This window comes from Streptomyces mayonensis (assembly GCF_018982965.1).
Taxonomy (GTDB): domain Bacteria; phylum Actinomycetota; class Actinomycetes; order Streptomycetales; family Streptomycetaceae; genus Streptomyces; species Streptomyces mayonensis.
This window is the reverse complement of sequence record NZ_JACBYP010000013.1, coordinates 37,140-51,751: the sequence shown is the minus strand read 5'-3', so window position 1 is coordinate 51,751 and position 14,612 is coordinate 37,140. Positions and strand designations below refer to the sequence as shown.

Annotated in this window: 12 protein-coding genes; 4 read left to right on the top strand and 8 right to left on the bottom strand. The window is 67.5% G+C overall.

Annotated elements, in window-relative coordinates; all coding sequences use genetic code 11:
* Positions 1-62: 62 nt before the first annotated feature.
* Complete coding sequence (locus HZS56_RS07485; RefSeq protein WP_216719896.1) at positions 63-788, bottom strand: HAD family hydrolase; 726 nt, start codon at positions 786-788, stop codon at positions 63-65.
* Between the two features lie 98 nt (positions 789-886).
* Between HZS56_RS07485 and HZS56_RS07480 the strand changes: the two genes are divergently transcribed.
* Together HZS56_RS07480 and HZS56_RS07475 are read left to right on the top strand one after the other, a co-directional pair.
* Positions 887-1,660: a DUF5919 domain-containing protein gene (locus HZS56_RS07480; protein ID WP_216719895.1), complete on the top strand. Its 774-nt coding sequence runs from the start codon at positions 887-889 to the stop codon at positions 1,658-1,660.
* On the top strand, positions 1,647-2,114 hold the full coding sequence (locus HZS56_RS07475; RefSeq protein WP_216719894.1) for an NUDIX hydrolase: 468 nt from the start codon (positions 1,647-1,649) through the stop codon (positions 2,112-2,114). The genes HZS56_RS07480 and HZS56_RS07475 overlap by 14 nt, the downstream gene beginning before the upstream one ends.
* Here the strand turns inward: HZS56_RS07475 and HZS56_RS07470 are convergent.
* Positions 2,102-2,665, bottom strand: coding sequence for an HD domain-containing protein (locus HZS56_RS07470; RefSeq protein ID WP_216719893.1), 564 nt, complete (start codon positions 2,663-2,665; stop codon positions 2,102-2,104). The two genes, HZS56_RS07475 and HZS56_RS07470, sit on opposite strands and share 13 nt — an antisense overlap.
* A gap of 251 nt (positions 2,666-2,916) precedes the next feature.
* On the opposite strand from HZS56_RS07470, the gene HZS56_RS07465 reads away from it, so the two are divergent.
* On the top strand, positions 2,917-4,089 hold the full coding sequence (locus HZS56_RS07465) for a serine hydrolase domain-containing protein (protein WP_216719892.1): 1,173 nt from the start codon (positions 2,917-2,919) through the stop codon (positions 4,087-4,089).
* A 268-nt stretch (positions 4,090-4,357) separates the two neighbouring features.
* Entirely contained in the window at positions 4,358-5,647 is a 1,290-nt protein-coding gene (locus HZS56_RS07460) for a restriction endonuclease (RefSeq protein ID WP_308408017.1), read from the top strand.
* 81 nt (positions 5,648-5,728) lie between these two features.
* Here the strand turns inward: HZS56_RS07460 and HZS56_RS07455 are convergent, their stop codons facing one another.
* From HZS56_RS07455 to HZS56_RS07430, 6 genes are all read right to left on the bottom strand, one after another.
* Positions 5,729-6,490 carry a DUF6339 family protein gene (locus HZS56_RS07455; protein WP_216719891.1) on the bottom strand — a complete coding sequence of 254 codons (762 nt, stop codon included), beginning with the start codon at positions 6,488-6,490 and terminating at the stop codon, positions 5,729-5,731.
* Positions 6,490-7,392 (bottom strand): hypothetical protein, encoded by a 903-nt coding sequence (locus tag HZS56_RS07450; RefSeq protein WP_216719890.1) that lies wholly within the window; start codon positions 7,390-7,392, stop codon positions 6,490-6,492. Before HZS56_RS07450 ends, HZS56_RS07455 begins: the two co-directional genes overlap by 1 nt.
* Entirely contained in the window at positions 7,389-9,269 is a 1,881-nt protein-coding gene (locus tag HZS56_RS07445) for a hypothetical protein (protein WP_216719889.1), read from the bottom strand. Before HZS56_RS07445 ends, HZS56_RS07450 begins: the two co-directional genes overlap by 4 nt.
* Positions 9,266-10,255, bottom strand: coding sequence for a PD-(D/E)XK motif protein (locus HZS56_RS07440; RefSeq protein ID WP_238156425.1), 990 nt, complete (start codon positions 10,253-10,255; stop codon positions 9,266-9,268). The genes HZS56_RS07445 and HZS56_RS07440 overlap by 4 nt, the downstream gene beginning before the upstream one ends.
* Positions 10,256-10,278: 23 nt before the next feature.
* Positions 10,279-12,861 (bottom strand): Z1 domain-containing protein, encoded by a 2,583-nt coding sequence (locus tag HZS56_RS07435; RefSeq protein WP_216719887.1) that lies wholly within the window; start codon positions 12,859-12,861, stop codon positions 10,279-10,281.
* A 271-nt stretch (positions 12,862-13,132) separates the two neighbouring features.
* Positions 13,133-14,578 (bottom strand): DNA cytosine methyltransferase, encoded by a 1,446-nt coding sequence (locus HZS56_RS07430; RefSeq protein ID WP_253913875.1) that lies wholly within the window; start codon positions 14,576-14,578, stop codon positions 13,133-13,135.
* Between the last annotated feature and the right edge of the window lie 34 nt (positions 14,579-14,612).

Genomic DNA, 14,612 nt, shown 5'->3' with positions numbered 1-14,612 from the left:
TCGGCTGGCTGCCTTTCGGGAACCCGATCGTGGCTGTCTGCCCGGGGACCTCGTCACCGCGTTCAGGGACGGCCCGAGGACGTCCTGGGACGTTTTCCGTCACCTGCGACCGACTCCAGGACGCTTAGAAGGCGCTTGGCGTCTGCCAGGTCCGGCAGGACCTCGGCGGCGCCGGCCGCTGCGAGTACCGCGCGATCGTGCAGACCGGAGGCGACGGCGACGATCCCGCACCCCGTGGCCAGGGCAGCCTCCACATCACGAGGGGTGTCCCCGACCAGGACGATGGGCGTGTCGACCCGGACACCACGAAGCCGCCGCACTCGCTCGCGGGCGACCGCGACCAGATCGGGACGGAGATCGGCGTCCGCTCCGTAGGCGCCCACCGGCAGGTCCAGCAAGGAGTCGAGGCCGAACGCGGAGAGCTTCACGCGGGCGTTGGCCGCGATGTTGCCGGTCAGGACAGAGGAGACCCAGCCGCTCCGTGCTGAGGCGGCCTTCAATGCTTCATGGGCTCCTGGCAAGGCCCATCCGCGCGAACGCAGAGCGTCCCGGCGCTCACTCCCTGCCCGTTCGAGGGCCGCCTCGATGCCGGGCCAGTCGGGCACGGGCAGCCCATCACGAGCGAACATGTCGCGCATGATCAATCGGTCCGTACGCCCCTCGGTCCGTGCCGGCCCCGTCGGCTCGCGTCCCGCAAGTGCCGAGAAAGCAGCAGCGTAGATCTCCTTGCTCACCCCCGCGTTCTCGATGAGGGTGTGGTCGATGTCCCACAGGACGATGAGCTCCATGACGCCAGCGTAAGCAGCCATCGGCAACACCGTGATTCCGCGACAGCGTCCCACAACGTCCTTGCGCGATCACGCGTTGCACCGCTTGCATGGTTTCTGTGAACGACCGACTGCATACCGTGCTCGCCCAGCGAGGGGTCTCACCCGATGCGCTCGCGGAGATCTGCGAGGTCGACCCCAAGACAGTGAGCCGGTGGCTGGGAGGACGGGTTCCTCACGCGCGGCATCGCTTTCGCGTGGCCGGTCATCTGCGCGTGGAGGAGACCTTCCTCTGGCCGACGCCCTCCAAGCGGCCCGGTCCACCCCGCGACGGATTAGGCACCGAACTGGTCGGCACCTACCAGAACCGAGCCAGCGTGCCGCGGGACGTATGGCTCTCGCTGCTGCGGGAGGCACGGCAGGAGATCAGCGTCCTCGTCTTCTCGGGCACGTTCTTCGCACAGTCCAACCCGCACGTCGCCAAGATGCTCTCCGAACGCGCCGCCGAGGGCGTCCGGGTTCGCCTGTGCTTCGGTGACCCCGACGGACAGGCGGTCGCCGTCCGGGGCCGCGAAGAGGGAATCGGCGACACACTCGCCGCCAAGATCCGCGCCTCGCTGACGTACTACCGCCCCCTGCTGGGCGAGGTTGGGTGCGCGGTGCGTCTGCATGACACCACGCTCTACACGTCCATGTTCCGCTACGACGACGACCTCCTCGTCAATCCCCACATCTGGGGGCAGCCGGCCAGCGCCAACCCCCTCCTCCACCTCAGGAGAGCCGACGGCATGGGGTGGTTCGACAACTACGCTCAGAGCTTCGACGCCGTCTGGGCCGCCGCACGGCCATGGGCGCCCGACCAGGAGAGGACCGCCGACCATGGGCAGGACTGAGTACTACAACGACCCGGCCGCGCCGAAAGCGAACACCCTCATCCCGGCCAGTAACCTGCTCGTCGCCGACGAGACGGGGGCCATCCTCCTCCAGCGCCGCCGCGACACCGGACAGTGGGCACTCCCCGGCGGAGCCCAGGACATCGGCGAGACCGCGGCCCAGTGCGCGGTCCGCGAGTGCCTGGAGGAGACCGGCATCATCGCGGAGATCACCGGCTTCCTCGGCATCTACACCAACCCGAACCACATCGTCGCCTACACCGACGGCGAGATCCGCCAGCAGTACGAGAACACCTACATCGGCCGCCCCGTCGGCGGCGAGCCCACAATCAACGACGAGGCCGACGGCGTCCGCTTCGTCCAACCCGCCGACCTGGACCAGTACGACATCCACCCGAGCATGCGCCAGCAGATCGGCGACTACCTCGCCGGCACCTATCCCTACCTCGGCTGAGCCGCCAGAGCGGCCTCGATCCTCTCGACAGAGGAGAAGATCTCCGGCGCCGCCCGCCGGATGAACCGACCGACCACGCCGTCCGCGCCGTAGCGGCCGACGATCTCCGCAACCCGCTCTCGCGCGGTCGTCCCGCCACCGTCGGGCGTCGTCGTCATGTCGCAGTACACGAGGGCGTCAACAAGCAGCGGATCGTCCGGCAGAGGAAACTCCGTAGCCAGCACTTCCCTCAACCCGCGTTCCTCGGCTTCCAAAAGCGCGAACGAATGGTTCGCCACCAGGCGGGTCAGCCGCTCATCGGCTCCGTGTTCGTCCCGAAGGAAGCGTGCTCCGTCGAGCGGATGGAACTCTGAGAGGGCCAAGCGAGGCGCGTATCCCACATCGTGCAGAATGGCGGCCGCGGTCAGCAGTTCAGCGTCCGTACGCAGGAGGCACCTTAGTTCCTCCGCTCTGCCGGCTACTCCCTGACTGTGCAGCCATCGTCGAGGCAGCAACTCACGGAGCTCCACCTCCGCGATGCGCCCTGCCCAATCCAGCGTTACCTCGTCCATTAGCGACTTCATGCCCGTCAGGCTCGTCTCCCATTCCCTCCTGGGCCGCAACGCCCAGCGACGAACGGGTTCACACGGACGTGATGATGGTCTACGCCGACTCGCTCTCCGCAGGACAGGGTTACTGCATCGGGGCGCTGCGGAGCACCCGCGCCGCCGACGCCCGCCGCGCTTCGCGACATGACGCAAGGGGGCGTGCGTACATCTCCGAGGCCGGAGAAGGGCAGCACAACACTGCCAAGATGGCCAGCATGACCACGATCAGCGGCGAGGTGGCTCCCGGATTCGAGCCGGTACGGGCGGCGTTCGCGGAGAACTTCACCCGGCACGGCGACCTCGGCGCGGCGGTGTGCGTGTACAGGAACGGCCGCCCGGTGGTGGACTTGTGGGGAGGCGTGGCCGACGCCGAAACCGGCCGTCCCTGGACGCGGGACACGCTTCAACTGGTCTATTCGGCGACCAAGGGGGCGACCGCCACCGTCGTGCACTCGCTGGTCCTGCGTGGCGCGCTCGACCTGGACGCACCCGTCGCGAAGTACTGGCCGGAGTTCGCCGCGAACGGCAAGGAGGACATCCCCGTGCGCTGGCTCCTGTCCCACCAGGCCGGCCTCGTCGCGCTCGATCACCCGGTGCCGTTGAAGAAGGCGCTGGCCTGGCACCCGATGGCGGAGGCACTGGCCGCTCAACGCCCCCTTTGGACTCCGGGTACGGCGCACGGCTACCACGGCCGGACCTGGGGCTGGCTGGTCGGCGAGGTGATCCGACGAGTATCCGGCCGCTCGCCGGGGCGCTTCTTCGCCGACGAGATCGCGGCTCCACTGGGCTTGGACTTCTTCATCGGCCTGCCCGCCGACGAACGCGACCGAGTCAGCCGCATGGCGTACCAGCGGCCAGACGTCGACCTCACCACCTTGCCCGCCGAGTCGGTCCCCGAAGAACTCCGCGAACAGGTCGCCGCCTGGCGGGACCCGAACTCATTCAGCAACCGGGCCTACGCGGTCACCGACCCGGCCGCGATCGACTTCGACTCACCGGAGGTACAGGCCGCGGAACTCCCGGCCTCCAATGGCATCGGTACGGCCCGTGCGCTGGCCCGCATGTACGCCGCGCTGATCGGTGAGGTGGACGGCGTGCGCCTGCTCTCCTCGGCCGCCCTGGCGTCGGCGACCGAGGAGCAGGCCGGCGGGAAAGATCAGGTCATGCTGATCCCCAGCCGCTTCAGCGCCGGGTACATGCTGCCCACCGAGAGCAACCCGATGCTGGGGTCAAGCTCATTCGGCCACACGGGTCGAGGAGGGTCGCTCGCCTTCGCCGATCCGGAGCACGGTGTCGCCTTCGGGTATGCGATGAACAACATCGTCGGGGGCATCGACGATGTGCGTGCGTCCTCCCTAGTCGATGCGGTGCGTGAGGCTCTCGCGTAGCCGGTCGGCGTCCCTGGCGGTGAAACCGCGGGAGATCTTCGGTCATCCGCCTGGCCACCCGGGGCGATGGACGCCAGGCACCGCCCTTCGACCCGACCTGCGTCAGCCGGGCATCGCCGTAGCGCGCCCGTCTGCCGCCGGCCGGACTCTCCGAGCTCCTCGGCTGCGGAGCAGACACACCGCTCTGTCAGTACCCGCCGCTACTGTCGTGATGACGCATAGGGGAGCGAGTCCAGGGAGAGGGCCGGCTGTGGGTGGGAAGCTACGGGTGGGACAGGTCTACCGTTACGCGAGCGGCAAGGACCCGAAGCCGGAGTCGCTCGACGGCTTCCCGAACTTCCACCACGTGACGCACTCGTCGGGCCACAAACGGGCTCTTCTGGAAGCGGGCATCAACGGGATGGCCAAGGTCTCCACCCCCGACGGCATACGGCGCCCGGCGATCCTCATCCGCTCCAGTCCCTGGAAGGCCGGCACCGAGCAGACGCCTTGGCACGACGTCTTCGACATGGACAACGGCCACGTCCGCTATTTCGGCGATCACAAGGCCGGTTCGAGCGTTCCGCCCGGCACGACCACCGGCAACGCCGCCCTACTCGACGCTTTCACCGACCACCAGGGGCGAACCGCCGATGAACGAGCCGCCGCCACGCCTCTGCTGCTGTTCCGCGCAGTGCCCCGGAACGGCAAGCCAAAGGGCCATGTGGCGTTCTGTGGGCTCGGCGTCATCGAGCGGACCGAACGGTTGGTGCAATGGGGAGGCCGCGAGCACACCCCGTTCGTGAACTACGTCTACGACATCGCCCTCATCGACCTGACCTCCGAGGACGACACAGTCGATTGGGAATGGATCGGGGCCCGCAGAGACAAGGGCGTGTCCCACGCTCAAGCACTCGACCTCGCGCCACGGGCATGGCGGGAGTGGGTCAAGCACGGTTCCTCGGCCCTCCCGGGACTTCGTCGCCGGGTCGCCCGGGCTCAGGTGGCCAAAGTGCGTGATCAGCGCCCGAAGCCAGGCAGTGGTGAAGCCGCGGACCTGGAAACGATCTACAAGTACTTCGACGGCCGCAAGCACGACTTCGAGGCTCTGGCCGCCGCGGTGGCGGCCCGTGTACTGCGTGGGGCGGGTCACGGGTACGTGGAAGGCTGGCTCACACGTCGGTCGGGTGACGGCGGAGCCGATTTCGTCGGACGTCTCGACCTCGGCGGCGGAAGCGGCCTGGCGGGCACGAGCCTCGTCGTGCTCGGGCAGGCGAAGTGCGTCAAACCCGACACACTCATCACGGCGGAGCAGATCGCCCGAGTGGTCGCCCGGCTCCGACGTGGATGGATCGGGGTCTACGTCACCACCGGCGCCTACTCCGAGTCGGCACAGACCGAGATGGTGGAGGATCAGTATCCGATCATCCTCCTCAACGGCACGAGCCTGGTCGCGGAACTGCGGAGCATGGCCAGGGACGACCACGGCGGCGATCTGGCGGCATGCATCGAGCACGTCCTTGCCGGCCGGGAGGTCGCGATCACGAACCGACGCCCCGAGGAAATCCTGCTGCAGTAGCCGGCCACCGGCCGCTCCTACGCACGGTGAACCCCGACAGCTCTCCTTCCAGGGCGAACGCGCCCGACGGCAATCGGGGATTCACCCTCCGGCCGCCACGGAGAGCGACTCCCGGAACACGCCTTCCAGCTCCTCGTCGAGTACTTCCGCCGGCAGCGAGTCGAAGGAGATGAAGGCGTTGAGCCTGAGCACACGCATGAGGAAATCGCGGAGTACCCGCCTCTCCGCGTTGGGCGGAACGTCGAGCGTTTGCCACACCCTGACGATCGCCCGCACCAGATGCGGGCTCCCGCCGATCGAGGTGCGTCGGGCGTAGATCTGGTCGAAGTCCGACTCGTTGAGCACGGACAACGAGGCGTAGAGGTCCTCCCTCCCTCCGTCCTCGTCGTACAGAAGGTGTGCTCGCCACCACAACCGGCCGAAGACGTGGCGTGTGACGTCGGTCCCCAGCACCCGGTCGCGATGCAGGTCCGCGAATCTCCACGCGGACACGTCCGGCAGGACGACGAGGGAGAGGAAGGCCCAGAGGTCACCCGCGACCGCCTCCGCCGGAACGATGCCCGAATCTCGGTGGAGGACCGTCGCCACGTCGATGTCGAAACCCGCCGCCTGCCTCCTGCCGGGTTTGGCGGGATAGCCGCGTTCGGTGGCGCACGCGAGCACCGCCTCGCGTAGGGAGCCGAGGCTCCGCTCGGGAAGACGGGACCCGCCGGTGGCCGCGTAGAACATGGCCGGGTGGGAGAGAGCCGAACGATCACGCAGATACTCGACGGAACGGTGTAGGCACTCCTCCCGGAGGTTGGCCGCGGCCGCGGGCAGAAGCCGCGGATACAGGTGGACCATCACGTTTCCTTGGAGAAGAGGCCGACGGCGTGCTGGATCTTCGCCGAGAAGAGCGCCGGATCCGTGCGACGTGTCATGCGCAGGGAGGTGAGGGATGTACCGGGGAGGAAGGTACGCAGAAGGCCGAGCAGTGTGTGACCGAGCGTGTCCGGCTCGAACCGGGACGAGTCCGTCAGCTCTTCGTCGGACACGGCCCGCTCGATCATCAGGCGGACGACGTCCTGTCGGACGGCGGACTGGATGAGCCGTTCCGCGTACGACGCCTTCTCCGCGCGGCGAAGCGCGTTGAGCACGACCGGCGTGCCGCTGTTCACGAGCAGCACGACGGCGCCCATCGTCGCCGCCTCCAGGTTCGGACCGACGTCGAGGTACCAGGGAGCGTTCTCCGGGTAGCCGGCACTCTTGAAGTCGACCACGGCCATGGGGAACTGCGACGCGTCGCCCTGCAGCCGCACCCCGGCCCGGTGCTGCCAGAGCACGGACCCCGCGCGTCGGGGGCCGGTCGGTTCCGGATTGTCCAGGGCCTTCGCGAGAACCAGTTGGGTGTCGAGGGACAATCGGCCGCCGCTGTCGCGTCCGATCACGGTGAACGAGAGCTGTGCCGATCGGATGCCCCCACCGTGCAGTGTGATTCGGTGGGCCAGTCGCCGGAGGCCGCTGCCGGTGGAACTCCAGATCGCGGAGAGGGCGAGCTCGGCCTCGTATGGGAGTCCGGCCGAAGCCCTGACTGCGTCGAGGTCGACCTCGACCACCGTCTCGAGGGACAGGTCTCTCTGGAAGTCCCAGTCGGGTATGAAGGAGGGCAGCGGAACGGCTTCCCCGTCCTCGGACTTGAGGGACCACTCGGACATCGTCACCGACCCGACGGCCGCGCTGCGATAGGGGTAGGCGCGACGATTCACCGATCGTCACCCCCTGCCTCGGCCACGACCGTCACCTCGGTCATGGTGTCGGGGGCCGGCCGGACGACCAGCGACCAGACCGTGCCGTCACCGCCGACCGTGTGCAACGAGGACCCGTCAGTCACGGGTCCGCTCCCCGCACGCCATCCCAGCACCGTGGGGATCGACGCTCCGATGGGCGGCTCCGTCTCGACACCGCGTCCGTCGCCCAACGCGACGGCGGGGCGACCGTGGACGACGTAGGAGCCCGCGTCGGGCAGGGTGAATCGCTGGACGATGACGGCTTCACCGTCCACGACGTCGTGTTCGGGGGCTCCGTCGTACAGAACGCGCCTGCGACCGGGAGGGACGCCGGATCCTCCTCTGGGGCCGGGGCTCCCGCCGGCTCCGGCCGGCCCTCCGGAGCCCCGTCCGGTGCCCGAGGAACCTCCCGGGGGCGTCGTATCCGCGGCGAATACCGCCTCCGCCCCCTCCCCCGCCGTACCCGCCATGAGTCCAGCCATGAGTCGGCTCATCCCCGCGAGGGAGACACCTTCGCCCGCCTCGTTCGCCACCCGGGCCGGCCCGGAAACCTCCTTCATCGCGTCGTTGATCTTCCGGAGGGCGTGCTTGGCCAGGCGCTGGTCGTCGCCACTGAGCTTGTCCACCAACCAGGCGTCGTGCGATGCGGGCTCAGCCGCCGCGAAGACCCGGTCCACTGCGGCGTCGGCACGGAAGACCGCGGCGTAACCTCCGCTCTCCTCGAAGAACGGGGGACCTTCGAGGTACTTCACCACCAGGTCGACCGGCCGCATGAGACACGTGTGGTGAAGCCGGTCCCCGATACCCGCCTCCTGCGCCACCCGAGGGGGCCTTCCCTGCGGGGAGATAAACTTCCGCATACCGAGTCGGCCGAGGACGCGCCCCATGGACTTGTGCTCGACGAGACGGGTCATGTCGTCGTAGGCCCAGACGAACGGTCGCAGGTGGGGCACCTCCGACGGCCTGGGAACGGGGACGGCCAGGCCCTCGTGGTGGGCGGAGAAGCGCATGGGGGCGTCTCCTCCCTCCGGGAGCATCTTCGGCCAAAGGTTCCAGACCATCGCGTCGACGATCCACCTCATGGCCTCGGCGTCGTCGCGTTCGCCGAAGACCGGGTCGAGAATCGCGACGGAAGTCCCGGTGTCGCCGTCGGGGAGGGAGTTCAGGCCGAGACTTCCGGCGACCTCGTCCGCTTCATCCCCGAGCAGCGGCTCGACGTAACCGCGGCGGACCCTTCCCCAGAAGTGGCGGCCGGTGAACGTCTTCGCACCGTCGTCACCTTCCACGGTGTAGCTCTCGTGGACCGCCCACCCGATGAGTCGGGTCTCCAATCGGTCGTCCACCCGACAGCGCGTGTGCACGATCACCGTGTGCGATGCGGAGAGGAGGTGGAAAACCGCCTTCCCGAAACCGTAGGTGCCACCACGGCCGGTGACCTTGCTGGAGCTGCCGGTCTTGCGGACGAACGACGCGAAGTCCGACTGCCCGGGAACCGCGACGTCGGCGCGGGTGGGTCCGCCCAGTCCCCTCGTCCCCGTGTCGGTCACGGTCAGGATGCGCGGGGCGGGACGTGCCAGCGAGGCCCGGAGCTTGAGGTGTCGAAGCTGAGGCGCGCCCGCGGCCAGGAGTTCGCGCCACACCGGAGCCTCACTGGGCCCGAGGGTGCGCAGTTCCACTCGGTAGTTCACCGGACCATTCCCGGTTCGTGCGTCCCAGCTGTTCTGAGCCGACTCCCTCACCAGAAGTGTCAGCGGGTCGAGCTCGGTGCCGTCGAGGTTCTTCAAGGCACCTTCGGCCGTCCCTCCGCCGCCGGGGGCGTAGGGCTCGGACGACCAACGCGGGGATTCCGCGCTCATGGCGTCCACCCCAGCTCGTCCAGGAAGGCATCCACGGACGCGTCGTCCAGCACCGGCGAGTGGACACCGGCCAGGTCGACGGTGTAGCGAACGTCCAGGAGTGCGTCGGGTACCGGCTCCGTCAGCGAAGCGGCCGTGAGGCGGGGGAAGGCCCCGTCGACCTCGTACCAACGTTCTTCAAGCGGTGACACGCGCAGTGCGCCTTCGTCGTCCGTCTGTCCGTGCCGATAGCCGACACGTGCCAGTCGAAGCCACAGCTCCGACTCGTCGTCGCACATCCGGGCCGCCTCCGCGGCGAGCTCACCGACGGTCCGCCCCCGCGGGCTCTTTTCGAACCGCTGCCAGGCCAGCATCAGACGACCGTCCTGCGGTGCCTCCAGCTGGTCGAGTCCGTGGACGTCGAAAGTCCTACGCTCCGAGGTCGTGTGCGTGCTCTTCACCTCCACGGCGCGGAGGCCGTCGGAGAAGTCGTGCCGTCCTCCCTCGGGGCCGGTCCACCACCTCACGGCGCCCGGGTCCTTGACGAGCAGGCGGAGGAGGACCGACAACTCGCCGATGAGGCCGATCTCCTGCGTCTCGGTGAGCGTGCGGGGTATGCCGCTGAAGAGCTGACGCCAGCGGTTCACCACCGCCAGCGTAGTGCGGTAGGGCTGCCGCCCGTCCGCCTCCAGTGCCACGAGGACGTCGGCGCACAGCCCCGTGAAGACGTCGTCGAGATCCCTACGGGTGCAGACGATGTCCGCGAAACGTCCGTAGGTCTCGTCGTCCTGCAACGCCCGCTCCATGACGCGGAGTGTTCCGCCGATCCGCCCGGTGGGGACACGTCGACGTCCCCGGAGGGGGATCAGCAAGTGACGCAACGAGTCACCGTCGGTAGCCGCAGCGACCGCCCCGTGCTCGGTGACGACGGGGAGCGGAGAGGTCCTGAGAGCAGCTCCTGGGCCGAGTGGGGCGAGATCCAACTCGGCCCAGTGCCGGTCGAGCACACGCCGCAGATCGGCGCCCCCGCTCAACTGTCGTCCTCCTCGAAGAGCAACGACAGGTCTTCCTCCTCGTCGTCCTGTACGCGGGACAGGTCGGCGCTGTAGTACTCCACCTCACTGTCCTCACCCCGAGGCATCGGAAAGACCAGACCGACGCCGATCACGTGGTCGACGGCATCGAGCGGAGCACGCCTCTCGCGGTTCGTCGGTGACGGCGATAGAGCGTCGATCGGGTACAGGGTCAGCAACGCGGTGTCGGGCGCCTGCTCGCGCCTGGCGTTCTTCAGCGCCGCCTCGTTGATCTCCGTCAGCGCACCGAGGTCGAGATCGACGCCGGCATCGCGACGGCTCATCAGGGTCTTGATGTCGGCGGCGTCGCCTCCGCTTTCGCCGAGCTTCGCTCGGATGACGCGGTCCACGGCGAGCCCGGGACCGAACTCGTACCGCTTTTCCGGATCACCGCTGAGCGGATTGCCGATGATCGCCACGTTCCAGCGCTTCAGCGAACCGCCGCCCCCGGACCGCACCCGACGCTCTACGTAACTGCGCAACAGACCCGCGTCGCACTCCAACGACTTGCCGTGGAAGCGGTATTCGTCGAGGAAGTCCAGGATGATGTCGTAGGACACACCTCGGAGGATGTGCCTGCCCTGCATTCCGTTGTCCTGGTGTCGGGCTCCCGCCAATCGCAGGGAGCGGTCGACGAGGTCGTGGGCGGCCTGCCGGTTGGCCCGCAACCACTCGGCGTCCCGCGTACGGAAGTAGCGGGTCTGCACACGCTGCCCTCCGTACGCCGCACTCGCCTTCACCGCGTCCCGCATCTTGCCCGCCGCCGTGATACGGAGTGAGGGGTGGGTCCGCATGCGGACGGCGAAGGTCCTGGGCGTCTTGTCCTCGACCATGTACACATCGATGTCCCGACGCATCTCCGACTCGACGGTGGCGATGTGCCTGAACCAGTCGCGCATCCCGTCCGTCATCCAGATGCGCGGCAGGTCTGCGTACCCTTCGCGGAAGCCGAACCAGCGGCCCATCTGCAGCAAAGAGTCGTACGTCGTGGCGTTTCGCACGAAGTAACTGACGGCGAGCCCTTCCAGGGTCAAGCCACGCGACAGAGTGTTGCCGCCCACGGCGATGGCGACGACCGGGCCGGCCTCGTAGTCCAATCGCTTCACGCTCTTCGAGTTGTCCAGGATGATGCGACAGTCGTCCACCACACCGGCCAACAACGGAAGGAGAGCGTCGAAGGGAACGGGCGTCTCCCCGAGGTCCGGCTCGTTACCGGGGACACGGGCGATCTCGGCCTCCCAGAGCCGCCTCAGCTCCTCGAGCAGTTCCCCGTCCGCGGCATCGAGCCACCCCGCCGTCCGCTTGCGAAACGCCTCCAAGGGCCTTTCGAAGCTCTCGTGGACGACGGTGCTGACACTCGTGTGGACGAGCATCGTGGAGTGGGGGACCCCCGTACCACGCACCCGTCGGGCGGCCGTGACGAGCCAGAAGTACAGGACTGCCGTCCTCAAGGCACCGCTGATCTCGGGTACGAACCCCTCGATCTCGTCTCGTCCCGGTCGAACGAGGGGCACCTCCTCGTCGGGGACCGTGCGGATCATGTCGTATCCGTCCGGTACCTCCTGGGGGTCCTCGCCGTCCAAAGCGTCCCGGCCGAACAGAACCTCGGTGCCGAAGTGTCCGCGTGGCTTCGGCAGATTGACGACGAAGTCCTCCGGATAGAGGTCCTTGGCGGCGGGGTCGATCAGCAGGTTGGCGAAGGGCGTGGCGGTGTAACCGACGTATCCCCCGCGGGGGAACAGATCAACGATCTCCCGGATCAGCGGATTGGTGCTACGTGACGCGACACTCGCCTGGTCGGCCTCATCGTCAATGATCAGTGTCGGGCAGTTGCGCAGGTAGTCGGGCGCCTTTTCCAACCACGCCTTGAGCTTCCGCAGCCTGGGCACGTTCTTCTTGATCACGCAAAGGACGTGCTGCTGACTCTTGTCGCCGAAGAAGGCCGCCGGGTTGCCCGCGGGAGGCTCGAAGTCCCCGACGCGACCGGTGAGCGGGTGCCACTGGTCTATCACCGGCTCCACGAGCTGCCGCTCGAGTCGGAGCTGGGTCTGCAGTCGCAGCCCGTTGTGGACGCCGGCGAGGACGATGAAGAACTTGTATCCGGCGTCGGCCGCCTTCGCGATGAGCGCGGTGAAGTTGCTGGTCTTACCCGACTGCACGTAGCCGACGACCAGCCCTCTGGTAGAGAACGCGCTCTCTAGGGGGTGGTCGAGCATAGAAACGACCTTGGTCGAAGCGGAGTCGAGGCCGCGCAGGCTGTCCTCGTCCCACGACTGTTTCGCCAGCAGGTTTCTGAGAGCGGGCCAGCACCTGTCGTCGTCCTGGGGGCCGACGTACCAAGTCTCGCGGTTGTTCCGGACGACGGAACCGGGCTCCCGCTTCTCGCGGACGGCGATGGTCTCCTGCTGATGACGCTCCGCAATGCGCTTGGCGAGCTCGTCGGACATACCGAAGAGCTTGATCGTCGCCAACGCCTGTTCGGGCGTGTGCGTTTTGATCAGGCGCTTGAACGCCTCGTACTGATCCTCGAACTCCTGCAAGCCCCACCCCTCGGATACACGGCGTACCGCGATCGTAGGGGTGGCCTACGGGTCGACCGCCATACGAGCGGCGTCCGACCCGCGCGCCCGTCGGCCGCGGACGTCAGGTCGGCCACGGCCACCACCGCTCACCCTCCCCTAGGTGAACCAACGGCTGAGGCCCCGGCGTCGGTGTCCAATGAAACAACTCTATATCCGCGCGCACCGACAACCGGGCCCGGATGCGGGAAGTTCCCCGTACGGAATCACCGAACGTTCTACGCAGGACCGATCAGGCAGCCGCCGCCAGCTTTCGTCGCCGCTTGGGCGGACGGGGAGCCTTCACCGTGGTCGTTGCCTGAAGGTCCCGCTGAGCGAGTAGCAGCGGGGCGAGGTGCTCGGCGATGGCCCGTCCCAGCCCGACGGGCACGGCGTTACCGATCTGCCGTGCGATGTCGCTCCTGCTTCCACACCATTGGAAAGACTCCGGGAAGCCCTGCAGTCTGGCCGCTTCCAGGTGTGTGATGGGCCGATGCAGCCAAGGGTGCAGGTAACGGCCCTTCTCCGGTTTGAAGAACTCCGTACGGATGGTGACCGACGGCTTGTCGCGGTGCAGTCGCCCCATGACGTCGGCGGAACCGCTCTTGTGCTTCTTCCAACAAGGCGCAAGCAACTCGAAGGGGATGTCGAACCGGTTTCCCCCCTCGGGAATGGAACGATAGCGCGCCATCGAGATCGGCTTTATGCCGTTTCGGCGCAGATGAAGCTCGTCCATACGGAACGGGCCGGCGATCTTACGCCCGTTAGCGGACACCTCGCGTGTGGGTAGATCGGAGGAGAGCTTGCGCAGCACGAGGTCGGAAATCGTCTGCCATACGGTGCGTTCGGGCCCGGCAGCCGGAGTCGGGATGAGCGCGGCCTGTAGTTCCATGTCCGTCAGGTCATCGATTAGACGAGCCGAGTCCACGGCGGATCGTAGATCCTTTCGGATTCCGACGACAATCGCACGGAAACGTCGTTGCGGCACACCATAATCAGCAGCGTTGAGAAGATCATCGTAGATGAAGTATTCGGAGAGAGCCCCCCCATCCCGAACTTCTCTGCGCAAGAGTTCGAATTCGGGAGAATTCCTGAAGGCGTCAACATTCTCCATAACGAAAGCCATCGGCCGGACGGTTGAAACCACATCCAGATAATGGCGCCAAAGCTGGTTGCGCGCATCGTTCGGATCTTGGTTTCCAAGCCTCGAAAACCCCTGGCAGGGCGGGCCACCCAACACGATGTCGGCTTCGGGGAGTCCTCCGGGCCTGTCGACCCAGTCCGCGATGTCCCCTTGGTGGATATGCGCCCCGAACTTCTCGGTGAAGTTCACCGCGTACGTAGCCGCCGCTGCCCGATCGAGCTCGACGGCTGCGACGGGCCGGTACACCGGACGGCCGCCGCACTTCGCGTCGACGAAGCCCTGCGTCAGCCCACCGCAGCCGGCGAAGAGGTCGATCGTCCTCAGCGGAGCGAGACCGGGATCCCCCGCCTCCACTTCGGAGGCGTCGACTTCATTGTGTGGTTGGCGCATTGGCGCACTGTAGCCGGCCACCAGGCCGGAAGGCAATCTCCCGACTGTACAGCTCAACAGCGTTTCGCGCCGGCCCCCAATCAGGTCCATTTCGGACTGCTCGATCAGGTCATGCAGCACCTTAAGCTCGAGGAGTGGACCTTGGGCACCCTTCACGCGGATCATCCGACGGCCCCGCGAGCCGACGGCGCACCTCTGC